The sequence below is a fragment of the Nonomuraea guangzhouensis genome (assembly GCF_019396345.1).
In the GTDB taxonomy this organism is placed as follows: Bacteria; Actinomycetota; Actinomycetes; order Streptosporangiales; family Streptosporangiaceae; genus Nonomuraea; species Nonomuraea guangzhouensis.
On sequence record NZ_JAHKRM010000032.1, the window covers coordinates 39,901 to 56,646 of the forward strand.

Below are 16,746 nucleotides of genomic sequence, written 5' to 3' on the forward strand. Positions count from 1 at the left end.
TTACCCCGATAGCTCAGAAGAAGACCTTCGCCAGAGACAGCGCGCCCTGCCGCCACGCGTCACGGCTCGTCGCGCCGCTCGATGGGGCGGCCGCGCGGTGTTCCCGCCACCATGCGTAGGTGCGGAGAATCGCATCCTGATTGGACAGCCGTGGACGGAAGCCGAGCCGGTCACGGGCCTTGTCGATGCTGACATAGGAGTCGGCGAGCAGCTTGCGCGCCAGCCGCCCGTACACCGGGGACAGCCGGCTGCGCTCCAGCAGCCGGAGCCCGGCCAGGGCCGGGCCGGCGGGCAGCGAGACGACCCGCTTGCCGTGGCCGGCCGCGTCGAGAACCGTCTGGAAGTCCTCACGCAGCGTGCCGAACTCGGCGGCGGCCAGGTTGTAGGTGTCGTCGGCGACGTCGGCCGGCGCGTCGAGCACGATGGCCACGGCGTCCACCAGGTCCTCGATCGCGAACATCTGGATGCGCTTGTCCCCGCTGCCGAGCACCGGGAAGTTGCGCCCCTCCTCAGCCCACTCGAAGAGCATCGCGAACAGGCCCATCCGGCCGGGGCCGAGGAAGGTCTTGGGGCGCAGGATGGGCACGCACATGCCGTCGGCCCGGTATTTCTCCGCCAGCTCCTCGGCCGCGGCCTTCGCCCTGGTGTAGGGGTCGACCGGCTCGCGCGGATGCTCCTCCGGCGTGGGCACGAGCGTCGGCAGCCCGTACACGGCGGTGGAGGAGATGTGGACCAGCCGCGCCACGCCGGCCCGGCGCCCGGCCTCAAGGACGGTGCGGGTGCCGCCGACGATCAGCTCGTGGATCTGCTCGGCCGGGTAGCTGGGCAGCGCGCCGGCGCAGTGGACGACCGCCTCCGCCCCGGTCATGGCCTCGGTCATCAGTGACAGGTCGCGTACGTCGCCGATCCGGTGTCCCGCCGTCAGCAGCGGGTCTTCCTGGGGGCGCAGGTCCACCCCGAGCACGTCGTGGCCGTCGAGCACGAGCCGGCGGGCCAGGTGGCCGCCGAGCATCCCGGCGCTGCCGGTGACTACGACCCGGCGGGCCATCGCGATCCCACCTTCTCTCGCACGAAACCCGCGAGCAACCGCGGCAGGCCCTTGGCCAGCGTCTTGTCGAGGCTGTCGAGGAAGTACTCGATGTCTTCCTGTTCGATGGCGAGGGTCGGCGCGACGACGAGGGGGTTGTCGGCGTTCGGGCTGTAGTAGGAGACGATGCCGTGCTCGCGGTAGAGGTGGGCGATGACCGAGAGCGTGATCAGCTTGGTGCGGAACTGCGGGTCGCCGGAGAAGCCGGGCGCGAGCTTGGCCGCCAGGTCGAGCACCTTGGGCCCGCCGCACAGGAACACGCCCCACAGCGACCCCACCCCGCTCACCCGGCCGACCACGTCGGGATGGCGCTTGTGGATGTTCTGCAGGCCGGGGCCCAGGATGCGCTCGATCTGCCGGGCCCTGGCGGGATAGTCGTCCTCGACGACGATGTTGACGGCCTCGATGGCCGTGACGGTCTCCTCGCCGAAACCGTAGTAGGTGGTGCTGTGCAGGATGACGTCGGAGAGCCGGTCGTAGGCCTTGCGGAAGACGGGCTCGCGGGCGGTGTACCCGGCGATCGACGCCTTGCCGCCGCCGAGGGACTTGGAGTAGACGAGGATGTCGGGCAGCAGGTCGGGGTAGCGCATGAAGTAGAAGAGGCTGCCTGTCTTGCCCCAGCCCGTGTAGACCTCGTCGAAGATCAGCATGATGTCGTTCGCGTCGCAGAGCCGGCGCAGCTCGTACAGGTCGCTCTCCGACCAGCAGCGCATGCTCGACGCGCTGAACGGCTCGGCCATGATCGCGTAGACATCGCACGTGCCGTCCGGGGCGCGGGCGGCCTCGATGGCCGCGCGGACGGCCGCGACGTCGCCGTAGGGGTAGACGACGATGCCGGGGAGACCGGGGAAGCGGAAGGAGTTCTCGGACGATCCGGTCAGGCTGCCCGCGCCCAGGGTCTTGCCGTGGAAGCTGATGTCGGAGCGGAGGATGGCGTTACGGCGCCCCTCGTGGTACTTGTACGCCATTTTGATGGCGCCCTCGTTCGCCTCGGCGCCGGAGTTCGGGAAGTAGGAGATGTTCAGGTCGCCCGGCAGCAGTTCGGCGATGTTGTGGCTGAGGGCGGCCACGTACGGCGAGAAGAACGCCTTGTGCACCTCCATGCGCCGGCGCTCGGCGAAGCTACGCCGTGCCTGAAGGATGCGGGGGTGGTTGTGGCCGTGGTTGAGCACGCCGACCCCGCCGGTGACGTCAAGGACCTTGCGGCCGCCGCGGATCTCGATCCAGGCGCCCTCGGCGCTCTCGACGAGTTCCCGGCCGAAGCCGAAGGAGGTCATGAGGTTGACTTGGCTGCGGCTGACGTACTTTCTGTACAGATCTTGGACCTGTTTTACGGTGAAACTTTCACACTCGTCCACGCCGATCAGCTCAGACACGTCCGGCCTTCCCAGTTCGCGCGAATTCGGCTGGTGCCCGGCCTTCTTCTCGGCGGTGAGAAAAGGTGAGACATGTCGCTAACAATGTCGAATCCGGCTATGCCCGGAGCCATACAAATGTGTGTAGGTCGGTGGCGGGCCGCGGGACAGCGCAGGAGAAAAGGCGGCCGCGAGTGGATCGCCGGGTATTTATCAGTCAGATCTCGCGGTGAACATGGATGATTTCCCACGTACGGGGCGGCAGGCCCCTCGCGGTCATGTAGGTGGCCGGCTGCGCGGGCGGCATCCAGACGTCACGCCGCGCCCGCCGGACGGCCTGCGCCTGGTCCTCCTCGGTGTCCTCCTCCCTGGCCCGCTCGCGGGAGAACAGGCGGAGCAGGTCGTGCATGCGGTACCGGTCGTGGCCGCACGCGTCCAGAAGCTGGGCTTCCGCGAGGTGGTCCAGTAGGTCGGCGGTGCGTGGCTTGGGGCGGTCGGCCAGGGCGGCGGCGGCCGCGACGCTGATGCCGGCTCCGGTGCCGGTGCCGCCGAGCAGGCTCAGCAGCCGGAACATCCGGGAGGACTCGGCGTCCAGGCTCCGGTAACTCATCATGAAGTACGCCCGTACGGCCTGGTCATCGGCCTGGAGCTCGGACAGGCGGTGGTCCTCGACCGCCAGCCGGTCGGCCAGGGCGCGCAGCGGCAGTCCCGGCCGGGCGATCAGCCGGGCGGCGGCGATCCTGATGGCCAGCGGCAGCCCGGCGCACAGCCGCACGATCGCGCGCGCCGCCCGCTGCTCGGCTGCCACGCGCTCCTCCCCGATCAGGCGGCCGAGCAGCGTGGTGGTCTCGTCGTCGGCCATGACGCCGAGGCGGAAGTGCGACGCGGCGTCCAGCGAGGTGAGCATCCTGCGAGCGGTGACCAGCACGCGGCAGGTGGGGCTCGCGGGCAGCAGCGGGCGCACCTGCGCGGCGTCGCGGGCGTTGTCGAGCAGGAGCAGCAGGCGCCTGCCTTCGGTCAGCGAGCGGAAGCGGCCCGCGGCCTCGTCCAGGTCGGGCCGTCCGGCCGTGTCGTCGCCGAGCGAGCGCAGCAGGCGGGCCAGGACGTCGGCGGGGTTCAGCGGCGCGACGCCGGGTGTGGAGTCGTGCAGGTCCACGTAGAGCCGTCCGTCCGGGAAGCGGGCCGCGACCTGATGGGCGACGTGCACGGCCAGCGCCGACTTGCCGACCCCCGCGGCGCCCGTGATCGCCGAGATGGCGGTCGTGTCGGAGGTCGAGGTCAGCATCGTGCGCAGGCGGGCGATCTCGGTGGCCCGGCCGGTGAAGGCGGCCGAGTCGATGGGCAGCTCGGCCGGGGTCCGGCGGGCGGCGACCACGCGCAGCGGCGTCAGGGTGGGGTCGTCGGCGAGGATGCGCTGGTGCATGCGGACCAGGTCGGGGCCGGGGTCGATGCCGACCTCGGCGGCCAGCGTCATCCGCGCCTCCTGATAGATCGTCAGCGCGTCGGCCCTGCGGCCGGAGCGGTACAGGGCCAGCATGAGCTGTGCTCTGAGCCGCTCGTTCAGCGGGTCCTTGAGGGTCAGGGCCTCCAGGTCGGCGAGCATCTCGCCGTGCCGGCCGAGCGCCAGCCGGGCCTCCAGCGAGGCGTCCATGACGGTCGCCCTCAGCCGCTCCAGCCGCGCCGCCTCGCAGCGCAGCGGCGTGGGCAGGGGCAGCTCTTCCAGGACGGACTCGCCGCGCCACAGGCCGAGGGCCCGGGTCAGCCGTTCGAGCGCGACGTCGTGACGCCCGGCGGACAGCGCCCGCTGTCCCTCCGCGGCGAGGTCCTCGAACAAGGTGACGTCGACCTCACCAGGCGTGACGCGCAGCACGTACCCGTTGGAGCCCGCCTCGATGCGGGAGGGGGAGCCGAGCACCTTGCGCAGTGCGGAGATGTAGGTGTACAGGTTCGACTCCGCGGTGGCGGGAGCGCGCTCGCCCCACAGCCAGTCGAGCATGCGCCGACTGGGGATCGCCTTGCCGGTGTTGAGCAGCAGGGCGGCCAGCACCACCCGCTGCTTTCGGCGGCCGAGCGCGATCGGCCGACCAAGAGAGGTACGAACCTCGATCGGCCCGAGGATCTTGAAATCCATATGACCACCCTGCAGTGCGCGGCCTTCACCGAAAGGAACCGCACGATTGCACACGGATCTTGATTTGCCGCGACCAATGATCGACGGAGGCGACCTTGGAAGGGTACTTCCTGGAACGGAATAAGAAGATTACGCGTCCCGATTAGCCGGTGGCCAGTGCCGTGGGAGCGGTTCCATGCCCGGCTGAAATTTACTTTCAGCTGAATATGCGCGGTGCACGGAATCCGGCTCGACTTCCCATTATCGGGCAGCGGTCAGGCGCGGCGTTCCGCTGGGCCGGACGACTCGCGAAGCACCAGTTCGGTAGGCAGCCGGATGGCCTCGCCATCGCGTTGTGCCCGTGCGGCGAACTGCTCGATCAAGAGCTCCACCGCGAGCCGACCGGCGTGCGAGCCGGGCCCGGCCAGGGTGGTCAACGAGGGATGGACGAAGTCGGCGGCGAAGATGTCGTCGAACCCGATCACGCTGATGTCGGCCGGGACTCGAACACCGCGCTGGGCGAGGCGCCGGATGATGCCGATCGCCAGGAGGTCGTTGTGCGCCACGACCGCCGTCACACCGGTGCGCAGTGCTCCGTCGGCCGCGGCCCCGCCGCCCGCGACGTTGGGGGCGTACGGACCGATCCGGTGTGCCGTCAGGCCGCGCGCTTCGGCCCCGGCGCTCAGTGCCGCCCAGCGCGCCGCACCGATCCAGGAACTGGGTGGTCCGGCGCAGTAGGTGAAGCTCTGGTGCCCGAGCGAGGCCAGGTGCTCCAGGATCTGGTGACAGCCCGCGACGGTGTCGAACGTCACGCTGGTCGACCCGGGCAGCTCTCGGTTGAACAGGACGATCCGGTGCAGTTTGGCGAGGTCGCGCAGGACCTCGTCGTCGAGCCGGCTGGAGGCCAGCACGAATCCCTCCACGCCGGCGGCCAGGTCGCGAATCTGGTTCTCCTCGATGCGCCGGGATTCCTCGGCATTGACGATCACCAGGGTGACGTTGGACGCCTTCGCGCGCTGCTCCGCGCCGCGGATCAGCTCGAAGAAGTGGGGATTGGTGATGTCGGAGAGCACCATGGCGATGGTGCGGTGGCGTAGCCCCGCGAGAGCGCGGTTCTGCGGTCTGTGCTGGTAGCCGAGCTGTGCGGCGACAGCGACTATGCGCTGTCGCGTCGCCTCGTTGACCCGGCCGGGCTTGTTGAACGCCCGGGAGACCGTCGACGCGGCCACGCCGGCAGCTTGCGCGACGTCAAAAATGGTGGGCTCCACGACCGCATCTAGCCACGAATATGGAAATTCTGGCAACACCTTGCAGAAGTTGTCGCATGTACCTACGTTGCGATCATGCCGGCCACACGATCACGTGCTGGACGAGAGGAGCGCCAGATGCCGCAGCCCGGGCAGAGCGATCGAGGTGTGCGCGATATCGCGGGCCGGGCCAGGCGATGGTCCGTGGCTGTGACGATCGGCGCTCTGCTGGCCGCGTCGCTGACGTCGGTGGGGGTGACGCCGGCGCGGGCGTCGTCGACCGGCTTCACCATCTTCAACGGTCGCACGACCGCGCCGATCCTGATCGACCCGTCCTATGGCGGCGAGCACGCCGATCGGGACTACACGCAGGTGCGCCGCGCGGTCCAGGACCTGCGGCAGGATGTCGCCATGGTGACCGGGGCGATCGATCCCGGTCAGGTGCAGAGCCTGTTCGCCGACGACGCGCCGGCCAAGGAGGCGCGGCTGGCGAAGGCCGACCAGAGCAAGCTGCCGGCTCTGCTGACCAAGGCCGCGGGTCAGAAGACCGCGATCATCGTCGGCCAGCTCGGTCGGAGCCGGCTGATCGACGAGATCGTCGGAGCCGGCAAGTTCGACGAGGCCGCCGGGATCAAGGGCAGGTGGGAGGCGTACGCGACCAAGACCATCAAGAACCCGGTCCCCGGGGTCGGCAACGCACTGGTGGTCGCGGGCAGTGATGCCCGAGGGACGATCTACGGGATCTACTCGATCTCCGAGGAGATCGGCGTCTCGCCCTGGTACTGGTACAGCGACGTGCCGGTCAGGCGGCGCGACGACATCGAGGTAGAAGGCAAGGCCCGGGTCGACGACGGGCCGGACGTCAAGTACCGCGGCATCTTCATCAACGACGAAGAACGCACCATCGCGTGGGCGAAGAAGAAGTTCCCCACCGGCAACGGCACGCCTGATGTCCACTACTACCGGCACGTCTATGAGCTGATGCTGCGGCTCCGGCTGAACACGTTATGGCCGGCGATGCACCTGGCCTCGAGGGCGTTCAACGCGGTCACCGACACCGGGACGTACGACGACGGGACACCGATCAACGCTCGCGAGGCGGCGGCGTTCGGCGTGGTCGCATCCTCCTCGCACGCGGAGCTGATGCTGCGCAACAACGAGGGCGAGTGGCGACAGTGGTACGACCGCAACAAGGACGCGCTCGACATCAAGGGCGCGGACGCCGTGGCGGCCTTCGACTATTCGATCAACAAGCCCGCGATCCTGGAGTACTGGCGCCGGCGGGTGGTCGCCAACGCCGGCTTCGAGAACATCCTCGCCCTGGGTATCCGCGGGGTGCACGACAGCGATCCGGTGTTCACCCCCGGCAACCCGTACGGGTTCAAGGACAAGATCGAGATGCTGGCCGACGTCATTCGCGAGCAGCGCAAGCTGATCGCGGAGGTCTACGGCAGTGCCGACGCCGTGCCGCAGGTGTTCATCCCCTACAAGGAGATGAACGATCTCTACAACGCCGGGCTGAAGAACTACATCCCCGCCGACGTGACCCTGATGTGGGCCGAGGACAACCAGGGCTATCTCCGCCAGGTGCCCACGCGTACCGAAGCCGCCCGGTCCGGCGGGAACGGCGTCTACTACCACATCTCCTACTGGGGCGAGCCGAAGAGCTACCTGTGGCTGAACTCGACGCCGATGTCCTTGATGGTGCAGCAGTTGCGCCGGGCGTGGAATTCCAGTGCGCGGCGCTACTGGATCCTCAACGTCGGGGACATCAAGCCCGGCGAGATCAAGCTCGACCTGTTCGCCAACCTCGCGTGGGACATCGAGGGCCATGACGACACCAGGTTCCTCACCGAGCACGTGCAGCGAGACTTCCGGCTGAGGGGCAAGGACGTCGCGGTGGTCGCCGGCGCGCTGGAAAGGTTCGACGCGCTCGAGAGCACCAAGCGCGCCGAGTTCTGGGGGGAGATCAACTCCTCCAACGCGAGCTCGGGAAGGATCCACAACGGTCAGGTCTTCCCGTTCAGCGCCACCTCGGACGGGGACGAGCTCCAGCGCTACATCAACGAGTCCAACGAGCTGGTGGCGATATTCCAGGGTGTTTCCGCGAGGCTCGATCCGCGTTATCGCTCCGCGTTCTATCAGCAGGTGCTCCACCGAGTCCGGTCCTACCGCAACATGGCTGAGCAGATCGGCTACTACTGGAAGAACCAGCTCGCCGCCGCCCAAGGTCGCTACGCCAGTGCGGGAAGCTACGAGCTGCTCTCGAAGCAGGCCCGTGAGCGCATCCGCGCCGACGAGGACTACTGGAACACGATCAGCGACGGCAAGTGGGACCACGCCATCGGCCACAGCCATCCCGAAGGCTTCCCGAACGAGGGCACCGTCATGCTGACCAACGACCGGTACGCCCGGGTGGCCACACCGGCCGACGCGGTGGGCGCCGCCGCCGAGGGGAGCAGGGAGCCCGGCCGCGGCACCCTGACCTTCAACTCGGCCGCGCCCGACGACCAGCGGTTCTTCGACGTGTTCTCCCGGGACGACGTGGCCGACCCGCGGGAGTGGGTCGCCGAGGCGGACGCTCGGTGGATCACCCTTTCGAAGCGCTCGGGCACGACCGCGACAGAGCAACGGGTCACGGTGACGGTCGCCAGGAACCAGCCGGCCGCGACGGGGACGATCCGGGTCTTCAACGCCGTCCACGGCGCCAAGGTCGGCGACCCGGTCGCGACGTTCACGGTCGACGCGGAGCGGGCGGCCGTGGACCTGCGCCGGGTCGCCGAGCGGGCGCACCTGGAGGCTGGCGGATACGTGGCCCTCGAGGCCGAGCACTTCTCCGAGAACCTGCCCGGCGCCGACGGGAGCCGGTGGGCCGCCCTTGAGGGCGTGGGTCAGCGCGGGGCCTCGATGGGCGGCTTCCCGGAGACCGCGCCCCGGGTCGACTCCGGCTTCGAGACGACCGCCCGCCTGAGATACCGGGTCCACTTCACCTCCACCGGGAAGTTCACCGGGACCTTCTACCGAATTCCGACACTGAACGAAGGCACAGAGGACGACAGCACGCCGCGCACCGCGCGTACCGCGATCGGCCTCGACGACCAGGTCCCCAGCCTGCTGCGCGGCAACTCCGTCGCCGGTACGAGCACCAGCACCTGGGGATTCAACATCATGCACGGCATCGAACCCCTGAACTTCACCATCGACGTGACCACACCGGGATGGCACGACCTCGTGGTCTACCGCTCGGACGCGGCGATCCTCTTCGACCGGATCATCATCGAGACCCGCGCCGGCGCGGCCGGTGACGGCCTGGTCGGCCCGCCCGAGAGCCCGAACAACATCGCCGCGCCCCAGAGGGCCACCGTGGCGCCTCGTCCTGACACGATGCCGGAGCTCCGCCGGCTGCCCGCGATTCAGACGTCGGTGGGGGAGACGAGCACGGTCGAGGGCGTACGGGATGTGGTGGCCGCGGAGTCCGACAACGAGACCGCCGTGTCGGTCGCGGTGAAGGACGGTCAGGTGCGGGTCACCGGGCACCGGGCCGGGACGGCCGAGCTCTCCATCACCGCTGGTGGTGAGGCCTGGGTGGCGCCCGTCACGGTGGGCAGAGCCGCGGGGGCGCCGGTCGGCGCCTATCTGGAGCGGGACGGTTCGGTCGTCTTCGACGCGGCCGACGCGTTGGAGAAGAGCGCTTCCGCCAACGCGGCCGACAGCAACAACGGGACGCACGGCTGGGCGCCGGCTCGCAACGGTCTCCAGGTCGTCCCGCCGGCCGACGCCAGCGCGAAGGCGCAGTGGCTGGCGACCTCGGCGGCCCAGGCCGAGGCGCTGTTCAAGGCCGGCCCGACGCAGAAGGTCAACGGGAGCTCCGCCGCCGGAGCACCACCGCGGCTCGACTTCACCGTCGACATCCGGACCGGTGGCACGTACTACCTGTTCGTCAACACGAGCAACCCGAACGCCGACGCCGACTCCTACCACGTGGTCGTGGACGGGCAGTGGAGATACCAGTCGAACAAGTCCGGGCCGGAGACCGGGTTCGAGACCTGGTACGGCAGCACGAGCGTCGCCGCGGCCGCGTTGGCGCTCGGGCCGGGTGAGCACACGATCTCGCTGGCGCCTCGTGAGGCCGGGCTGGTGCTCAACCAGATCGCCTTGACCACGGACGACACGCCCGGTCTCACCGGCTTCCAGACCCCCAGCGGCCGGGGAGCGAGCGCTTCATGATGCTGTGAGCTACAGATGGTCCCAGCTCTCGCTGATGTGGCCCACGCCGGGGTGGGGTCGTCGTCGTGGTGGCCTGCCACCCCGGTCCGGGCGGTGCTCGAAGTGCCACCACTCGTTGTCGTACATGCGGTAGAGGTCGTAGCGGGCGCCGTGTTCCTCGAGCCAGCGCGCGCCTTCGTGCGGGCGTACGTCCAGCGCGGTGCCCTTGACGTGGCTGGATTCCGCCGGTGGTAACACGAGCATGCGTGCCGAGGCCGGGGAGCCGGAGCGGCGCACCTCCTCGTCGAACAACCGCTGCTGGGCAAGAGGATCGCGGTATCCCGAGGTGAGGCCGATGAGCTGGCCGTGACGCCAGAGCGCCTCGGTGCGTGCCGCGGTGAACGCCGCCATGGCGCCGTCGGTGAGCCCGGTGAGGTCCTCGGCGGGGAACCGGATCCCCAAAGCCCAGTGGCAGGCCAGCTCGCGGGCGCGGCCGGGCCGGCGAACGAACGCCGCGGGCAGCAGGAGCACGGCCAGCACCAGCGTGACCACGGCGTACAGCCGGTCACGGGGCCGAGGCGGGATGGTGCGTGGTTCGTCCATGCCGATTACGATTGGCGCCGAATGTGCGTGCGTTGTGCGCCGCATGTCATGGTTTGTCGACGGCGGCCACCGTCGGTGCGACCGTGACACAACCATGACACGGCGCTGACGAGACGGGGACACGGCCGGTCGACAGTGGGTGGAGTTGACCGGCGGGCGAGTTACGGAGCGTGCGGTGAAACTCGGCGGCGTGTCGCGAGTGTTGTTGATCGAGGATGACCCGGCCGTGCGGGAGGGCCTTGAGCTGGCTCTGACCCGGCACGGGCACCGGGTGCGCGCGGTGGAGTCCGGCGAGGAGGGGCTGGAGCGGCTGCGTACGGACCTTCCCGACGTCGTCGTGCTCGATCTGATGCTGCCTGGCATGGACGGGTTCGAGGTCTGCCGCCGCATCCGGGCCGCCAGGGAGATACCGATCATCATGCTGACCGCGCGCGGCGACGACATGGACGTGGTGGCCGGGTTGGAGGCGGGCGCCGACGACTACGTGGTCAAGCCGGTGCAGCCCAGGGTGCTCGAGGCACGCATTCGCGCGGTGCTCCGGCGGATCGGCCGGGACCAGGCGGAGCTGGAGCGGTACGGGGACCTGACCATCGATCGGGCCGGGCTGGTGGTCGCCAACCGCGGCGTGCCGGTCAGCCTCCCGCCGACCGAGCTGCGCCTGCTGCTCGAGCTCTCCGGCACGCCGGGCCGGGTGCACAGCCGCCAGCAGTTGCTGGAGTCGGTGTGGGAGCACGGGTACTTCGGCGACTCGCGTCTCGTGGACGCGTGCGTGCAGCGGCTGCGCGCGAAGATCGAGGACGACTCGGCGGCGCCCGTCTACGTGCAGACGGTACGTGGGTTCGGGTACCGGTTCGGGCCGGTGTGAACCGCAGGTGACACCTCGGCCGAGCCTGGGGCTGCGTGCCCGGCTGTTGTTCGCGTTCGCGCTGCTGTGTGTGGTCACCGCGGCGGCGGTGGCCGGCGGGAGCTACGTCCAGGCCCGCAACGCCATCCTGCAGCGGGCCCAGGACGCCGCGGTGCTGGCGATGACAAGCCGCCTGCAGGCGCTCTACCCGTTGCAGAGTGCGACACCGAACCAGACCCAGCTGAACGAGATCGCCACCGCCGCGACCGACCAGGACTGCTGTGGGGTCGCCTTCTACCGCGAGATGCACTCGCCGGTCGCCGGCGCGCCGCCGGATGCCGTGCCGGGTGCCGGGCCGCCAAGGCGCTTGAGGCCGGGCAGTAAGCCGTCGGCCGTGGATCTCGGGGCGATCTCACCGGAGTTGCGACGGGAGGTGGCCGGCGGCCGTACCGCGTGGCAACGTGTGGTGTTGCGGGACGGGCCCTGGCTGATCGTCGGCACGCCGTTACTGATCGCCGAGCGGGGCCAGGCGACGCGGGCGTCCGGCATCGAGGTCTACGTCGCGCGCAGCCTGGCCGCCGAACAGCTCAGCATCGACGAACTCGCCCTGTCGGCCTGGGCCACCGGCGGGGCGGCCCTGGCGTTCGCGGTCGTCCTGGCGTTGCTGGCCAGCCGGGGCGTGCTGGGCCCGGTGCGCGAGCTCGGCCGGGCGGCACGCCTGCTGGGCGAGGGCGAGCTGCGGACCAGGATCGCGGTCCGCGGCTCCGACGAGCTGGCCGACGTGGCGCGTACGTTCAACAACACCGCCGCGGAGCTGGAACGGCACGTCGAGCAGCTCCGCGAGATGGAGGCCGACGCCCGCCGGTTCGTGGCCGACGTGTCCCACGAGCTGCGCACCCCGCTGGCCGCGCTCGCCGCGGTCGCCGACGTCCTCGACGAGGAGGCGGCCGAGCTGCCCGAGCCCGCCGGCCGGGCCGCCAGGCTGGTCAGCCAGGAGACCCTCAACCTCACCGGGCTGGTGAACGACCTCATCGAGATCAGCAGGTTCGACTCCGGCGTCGCGGCCCTCACCCTGAACGAGGTCGACGTGGCCGAACTGGTGCGCGCGACCCTGCGTGCCCGGGGCTGGTCGGAGCCGGTGCGCACCGAGCTGCCACCCGCGGTGACGGCACGGCTGGACCCGCGCCGAGTGGACGTCATCCTCGCGAACCTGGTCGGCAACGCCCTGCGGCACGGCGAACCACCGGTGTCGGTACGGCTCTCCGCCGACCCGCACTGGATCGCTCTCGAGGTCCGCGACCACGGACCGGGGCTGAAGGAAGCGGTGCTGCCGCACGTGTTCGACCGGTTCTACAAGGCCAGCGCGGCCAGGGCCAGGTCCGAGGGCAGCGGCCTCGGCCTGGCCATCGCGCGGGAGAACGCGCGCCTGCACCGAGGCGATCTCACCGTCACCAACGCCTCGGACGGCGGCGCCATCTTCACGCTGCGCCTGCCACGCCGGGCGGACGATCTGGACGGAGACCCCGAGTGAGGACCGTGCTCGCCGGCCGCGTGCTCGCCGGCCGTGTGCTCGCCGGCCGTGTGCTCGCCGGCCGTGTGCTCGCCGCCGGCCTCGCATCGCTCGTCGCCGTCGCCGTGGCCGGCTGCGGCGTGCGGCCCAGCGACGCCATCACCGCCGGCGACCCGCCCAGCGGGCGCGTCGAAGCAAACCCGACGGTCACCCTCTACCTGGTCAAGAACGGCCGGCTCAGCCCGGTGACGCGGCCCGGCGGCCGGCTGTACCTGACGGACAGGCTCGCGATGCTGACGGACGGCCCCACCGCGAGGGAACAGACGGACGGATTCACCACCGAGGTCCCGTTCGAAGCCGGCCCGTTCTCGGTGACCGCCGAGCCGGACTCCCCCTTGGTGGTGACCCTGTCCACTCCGATCGGCGAACTGTCCACCCTGGCCGTCGAGCAGATCGTGTGCACGGCCGCCGCCACGGTGTCGGAAATCCCGGTCCAGGTCACCGTCGTCGGCGCAGGGCGGAGCGTCGGCCCCCGAAGGTGCCCGGGGCTTGCCTGACCGAGGTCAGGTCGGCGCGGGTTCCGGCCGGGCCTCCGCCCGCGCGATGCGTGCCTTCACGTCGCGGAAGTGCAGCCGCATCGCCTCCCGGGCGGCCTCCGGGTCCCGGGCGCGCAGCGCCGCCACGATCCGGCGATGGTTGACGGCGATCTCAGCGGTCCGCTCCGCCGGCGGGCCGAGCGTCGGCTCGACCTCGTGGTAGACGTCCCAGAACAGGCCGATCAGCTGCAGCACCAGCTCGTTGCCGCACGAGTCGTACAGCAGCGCGTGGAAGGCCCGATCGGCTTCCCGGTCCCGATCCATGCCATTGGCCAGGGCCTCCAGCGCGGCGAGCCGGGGCGCGCTGGTGCTCTGCGCCACCTGGCCGATCAGCCCGGTCTCGAGCAGCTCGCGGACCTCGACCAGATCGTTCAGCGCACGGATCCCGCCCGGCCCCGAACGCACCCGGAAGGCGAACGACGGGGTCAGCGCGTCGAGCGACGCGTGCCCGACGAACGTCCCATGACCGTGCCGGATCTCGACGATGCCCAACGCCTGCAGGGCGCGTACGGCCTCACGGACGCTGTTGCGGCTCGTTTTGAGCAGCTCCATCAGTTGCACTTCGGTCGGCATCGGTGAGCCTGGGGCCAGTCCGCGCTCGTGGATCAGGGCGACGATACGCTCCTGAAGCGACGTGCCGTCACGTGTAGGCATGCCAGCTCCAAGCTCGTCGAAGGCCTTACGTCAAACATCCCACCTCTTCGTCCCGGAAGGCCAGCTAGGGCGGGAAAGTTTACGCCGACGACACAGATTGCCCGCCGGACGGCCACGGCTCGTTTGCTCGCAGGTCTGGGACATAGGATGTTCCACGCGCTCGGCGAGGGCGGGGGCGACCGCGTCAACGCGGCGATGCGATGCGCTTCCTGGCCCGCGAGGTTCCCGCAGTCATCGGAATCCAGGTGAGCCCCAGCTCGGCCAGGGCCCGTTCGTGGCCCGCCTCGGCGCCCGGGATCGGTGGCGGTACCGTACGGCTCAGGCCATCGGCCCAGGCACAGTGGCCCGAGCTCTTTCCCGTGGAGCAGCAGGCCATCCACAGGACGTAGGACGTCCTCGCTGTGATCCATGGCAAGCAGCAGCGGCGATGACGCCCACGGGGCCCGTGAGCGCCATCGCCAAGCGGCTCGTGCAGCCTTAGCCGACGCGATCGAACGGCAGCCGCAGCCCAAGCCGACCGGAGATCGGGAGGTTCCGCTGCCGGATCAGGTCCAGCTCGGTGTCGCTGACGGCGCGCCGGTAGACCCGTACCTCGTCCAGCGTCCCGCGGAAGCGGTCCACACCGTCCAACCGCTGTCCGACGTGGATGCCCTCGAGCCCGAACTCCTTGCCGAGGGTCACCGAACCGGGCGGCGCCGCCGCCGACGAGACCTGCACGCCGTCCACCAGGAGCCGGAGCTCGCCGCGTACCCGCTGGAGCGCCACGAAGTGCCACTGCCCGTCGTTGTACGCGCTCGGCGACTGCACGGTCACGTTGAACCGGTCGACGGAGAGGACCGCCCGGATGCGCTTGCTGGCCGGCTCGGCCCGCAGCCACAGCGCCGGCGGGTTGGTGCCCCGGTTGACCCGGTGGAACCAGAGGATCGTGTGCGCGCCGGTCTGCTCCGAGTACCGGATCCAGGAGGTCAGCGTGAAGTCCTTCGCGCCGAGGTCGATGGAGTCGTTGAACGGCACCTCCACCCGGTCGTCCACCCGGTCCAGGGCCAGCCCGCTGCCGAACCGCCCGTCGGTGGTCTGCGCATTACCGCGGACATACGCCTTGTTGCGGTACGGAGACAGGTCCGGCGTCGTCGGGCCGGGCGCCGGGGGACCGGGGATGCCGGGCGGGGTGCCGTTCGGCGTCTTCAGGTACGCCTCGTTGAACCGCGTGAACCGGATCTGCTCGTACGGCGTGATGGTGCCGGCCTCGTACATCAGGGCCGCCTCGTCGCCGTCCAGACGCACCATGTCCGAGTACGCCGACGGCCCCCAGTAGAAGACCTTGCCCTTGTCCCAGGTCTCGAAGCGGCGCCCCTCGTCGTAGGACGACCGGATCCCCATCGCCTCCCGGGCGTTCGGGTGCATCGGCGCGGAGAAGAGGATGCGCCCGTCGCTGAACCGCAGCAGCGACGCCTGGATGTCGGTCGTCGCCAGCGCCGGCATGGTGCGGAACGGGTGGTCCCACGTCTCGCCGCTGTCGCTGCTGGTCGCGTACGCCCGGCTGCCCTCGTCGGTGCCGCGCTCGCGGGCCGAGGCGTAGATCCGCCCGTCGGTCAGCTCGATGACGGTGACCTCCTGGGCGATGACCGTGCCGTCGTCGCGGGACGTCTCGGCGCCGATGTTCCAGGTCACGCCGCTGTCGTCGCTGTAGAGCAGGTGCGTGCCGTAGACGTGCTTGCCGACCCGGTCCCAGCTCTCGAAACTCGCACCGACGACCAGCCGGCCGGCGTGCGGGCCGAGCTTGAGCTGGATGCCGTGCATCGGGCCGGTGGCGTACCAGAAGTTCCACTCCGGACGCTTGCCCTCGGTCATCTCCCTGGCGGCGGACCAGGTCGCCCCGTGGTCGTCGCTGAACTGCACCCAGGGGTCGCGGTCACAGCCGTTCGGGCACGGCTCGCCACCGTTGTGGGTGCTCACCAGCACGACCCGCCCGGTGCGCTCGTCAACGATCGGCACCGGGTTGCCGTGGGTCGTGCCGTTGCCCTCCGAGACCACCTGCAGTGGTCCCCAGGTCCGCCCGCCGTCGGCGGAACGGCGCAGCACCAGGTCGATGTCCTCGTCGTCGCCGCAGTCCTTCACCCGTCCCTCGGCGAACGCCAGGAGCATGCCGTTCGTGGCCCGCACCACGGCGGGGATCCGGAAGCAGCCGTATCCGAAGTCGCCCTGTTTGTAGAGCACCTGCTCGTCCACGAACGGTGCGGTGTCGGCGGTCGCGCCGGCCGCGGAGGTTGCCACCGGCGCCGCGCTCGCCGGCGCGCCGAACAAGCTGACGATTAAGCCCGCAAGCACCGCTACGGCGCCCGCCCGGCGGCGCCCGGGGCGGCGCTCCGGAGGATGACCATCGTGCATGTGCTCGTCCTTCCTGGGGGGAGAAGATTACGAGCGGACATCCTACGTCCAACGTCCCATGTTAAACAGACGGTGAACGTAGAATGTTCACCGGTCTGAAGATCTGGCTGTGATCCCCGTCGAGGCGTGGGCGGACGGCATCGCCT

Annotated in this window: 11 protein-coding genes; 4 read left to right on the top strand and 7 right to left on the bottom strand. The window is 70.1% G+C overall.

All coding sequences use genetic code 11. From position 1 onward, the window contains the following. Window positions 1-13 precede the first annotated feature (13 nt). The 4 genes from KME78_RS48440 to KME78_RS48455 form a co-directional block, all read right to left on the bottom strand. Window positions 14-1,048: an NAD-dependent epimerase/dehydratase family protein gene (locus KME78_RS48440; RefSeq protein WP_219536760.1), complete on the bottom strand. Its 1,035-nt coding sequence runs from the start codon at window positions 1,046-1,048 to the stop codon at window positions 14-16. After that, window positions 1,030-2,364: an aspartate aminotransferase family protein gene (locus KME78_RS48445; protein ID WP_246653496.1), complete on the bottom strand. Its 1,335-nt coding sequence runs from the start codon at window positions 2,362-2,364 to the stop codon at window positions 1,030-1,032. The genes KME78_RS48440 and KME78_RS48445 overlap by 19 nt, the downstream gene beginning before the upstream one ends. Window positions 2,365-2,659: 295 nt before the next feature. Further along, the gene (locus KME78_RS48450) at window positions 2,660-4,573 is read right to left on the bottom strand and encodes an AfsR/SARP family transcriptional regulator (RefSeq protein ID WP_219536762.1); all 1,914 of its coding nucleotides are present in this window, start codon (window positions 4,571-4,573) and stop codon (window positions 2,660-2,662) included. A gap of 254 nt (window positions 4,574-4,827) precedes the next feature. Further along, a complete protein-coding gene (locus KME78_RS48455; protein WP_308127409.1) occupies window positions 4,828-5,859 on the bottom strand; it encodes a LacI family DNA-binding transcriptional regulator in 1,032 nt (343 codons plus the stop codon). A 78-nt stretch (window positions 5,860-5,937) separates the two neighbouring features. Between KME78_RS48455 and KME78_RS48460 the strand changes: the two genes are divergently transcribed. Next, a complete protein-coding gene (locus KME78_RS48460; protein WP_219536764.1) occupies window positions 5,938-10,026 on the top strand; it encodes a glycosyl hydrolase 115 family protein in 4,089 nt (1,362 codons plus the stop codon). A 9-nt stretch (window positions 10,027-10,035) separates the two neighbouring features. Here the strand turns inward: KME78_RS48460 and vanY-N are convergent, their stop codons facing one another. After that, entirely contained in the window at window positions 10,036-10,608 is a 573-nt protein-coding gene (gene vanY-N, locus KME78_RS48465; protein WP_219536765.1) for a D,D-peptidase/D,D-carboxypeptidase VanY-N, read from the bottom strand. 190 nt (window positions 10,609-10,798) lie between these two features. On the opposite strand from vanY-N, the gene KME78_RS48470 reads away from it, so the two are divergent. Genes KME78_RS48470 through KME78_RS48480 form a run of 3 tightly spaced genes read left to right on the top strand, consistent with a single transcriptional unit; the run spans window position 10,799 to window position 13,519 of the window. After that, window positions 10,799-11,473, top strand: coding sequence for a response regulator (locus KME78_RS48470; RefSeq protein WP_219536766.1), 675 nt, complete (start codon window positions 10,799-10,801; stop codon window positions 11,471-11,473). Between the two features lie 7 nt (window positions 11,474-11,480). Next, window positions 11,481-12,983: an ATP-binding protein gene (locus tag KME78_RS48475; RefSeq protein ID WP_219536767.1), complete on the top strand. Its 1,503-nt coding sequence runs from the start codon at window positions 11,481-11,483 to the stop codon at window positions 12,981-12,983. Further along, window positions 12,980-13,519, top strand: a complete 540-nt coding sequence (locus tag KME78_RS48480) for a hypothetical protein (protein ID WP_219536768.1) — start codon at window positions 12,980-12,982, stop codon at window positions 13,517-13,519. Before KME78_RS48475 ends, KME78_RS48480 begins: the two co-directional genes overlap by 4 nt. A 6-nt stretch (window positions 13,520-13,525) precedes the next feature. Here the strand turns inward: KME78_RS48480 and KME78_RS48485 are convergent, their stop codons facing one another. Both KME78_RS48485 and KME78_RS48490 read right to left on the bottom strand, forming a co-directional pair. After that, window positions 13,526-14,212: a FadR/GntR family transcriptional regulator gene (locus KME78_RS48485; protein ID WP_219536769.1), complete on the bottom strand. Its 687-nt coding sequence runs from the start codon at window positions 14,210-14,212 to the stop codon at window positions 13,526-13,528. Between the two features lie 477 nt (window positions 14,213-14,689). Then, a complete protein-coding gene (locus KME78_RS48490) occupies window positions 14,690-16,486 on the bottom strand; it encodes an exo-alpha-sialidase (protein ID WP_219536770.1) in 1,797 nt (598 codons plus the stop codon). Window positions 16,487-16,746 lie beyond the last annotated feature (260 nt).

Excerpts from the sequence above, each read along its gene's own strand:
- KME78_RS48440 (WP_219536760.1), bottom strand. The coding sequence starts at position 1,048 with ATGGCCCGCCGGGTCGTAGTCACCGGCAGCGCCGGGATGCTCGGCGGC.
- vanY-N (WP_219536765.1), bottom strand. The coding sequence starts at position 10,608 with ATGGACGAACCACGCACCATCCCGCCTCGGCCCCGTGACCGGCTGTAC.
- KME78_RS48450 (WP_219536762.1), bottom strand. The coding sequence starts at position 4,573 with ATGGATTTCAAGATCCTCGGGCCGATCGAGGTTCGTACCTCTCTTGGT.
- KME78_RS48485 (WP_219536769.1), bottom strand. The coding sequence starts at position 14,212 with ATGCCTACACGTGACGGCACGTCGCTTCAGGAGCGTATCGTCGCCCTG.
- KME78_RS48445 (WP_246653496.1), bottom strand. The coding sequence starts at position 2,364 with ATGACCTCCTTCGGCTTCGGCCGGGAACTCGTCGAGAGCGCCGAGGGC.
- KME78_RS48460 (WP_219536764.1), top strand. The coding sequence starts at position 5,938 with ATGCCGCAGCCCGGGCAGAGCGATCGAGGTGTGCGCGATATCGCGGGC.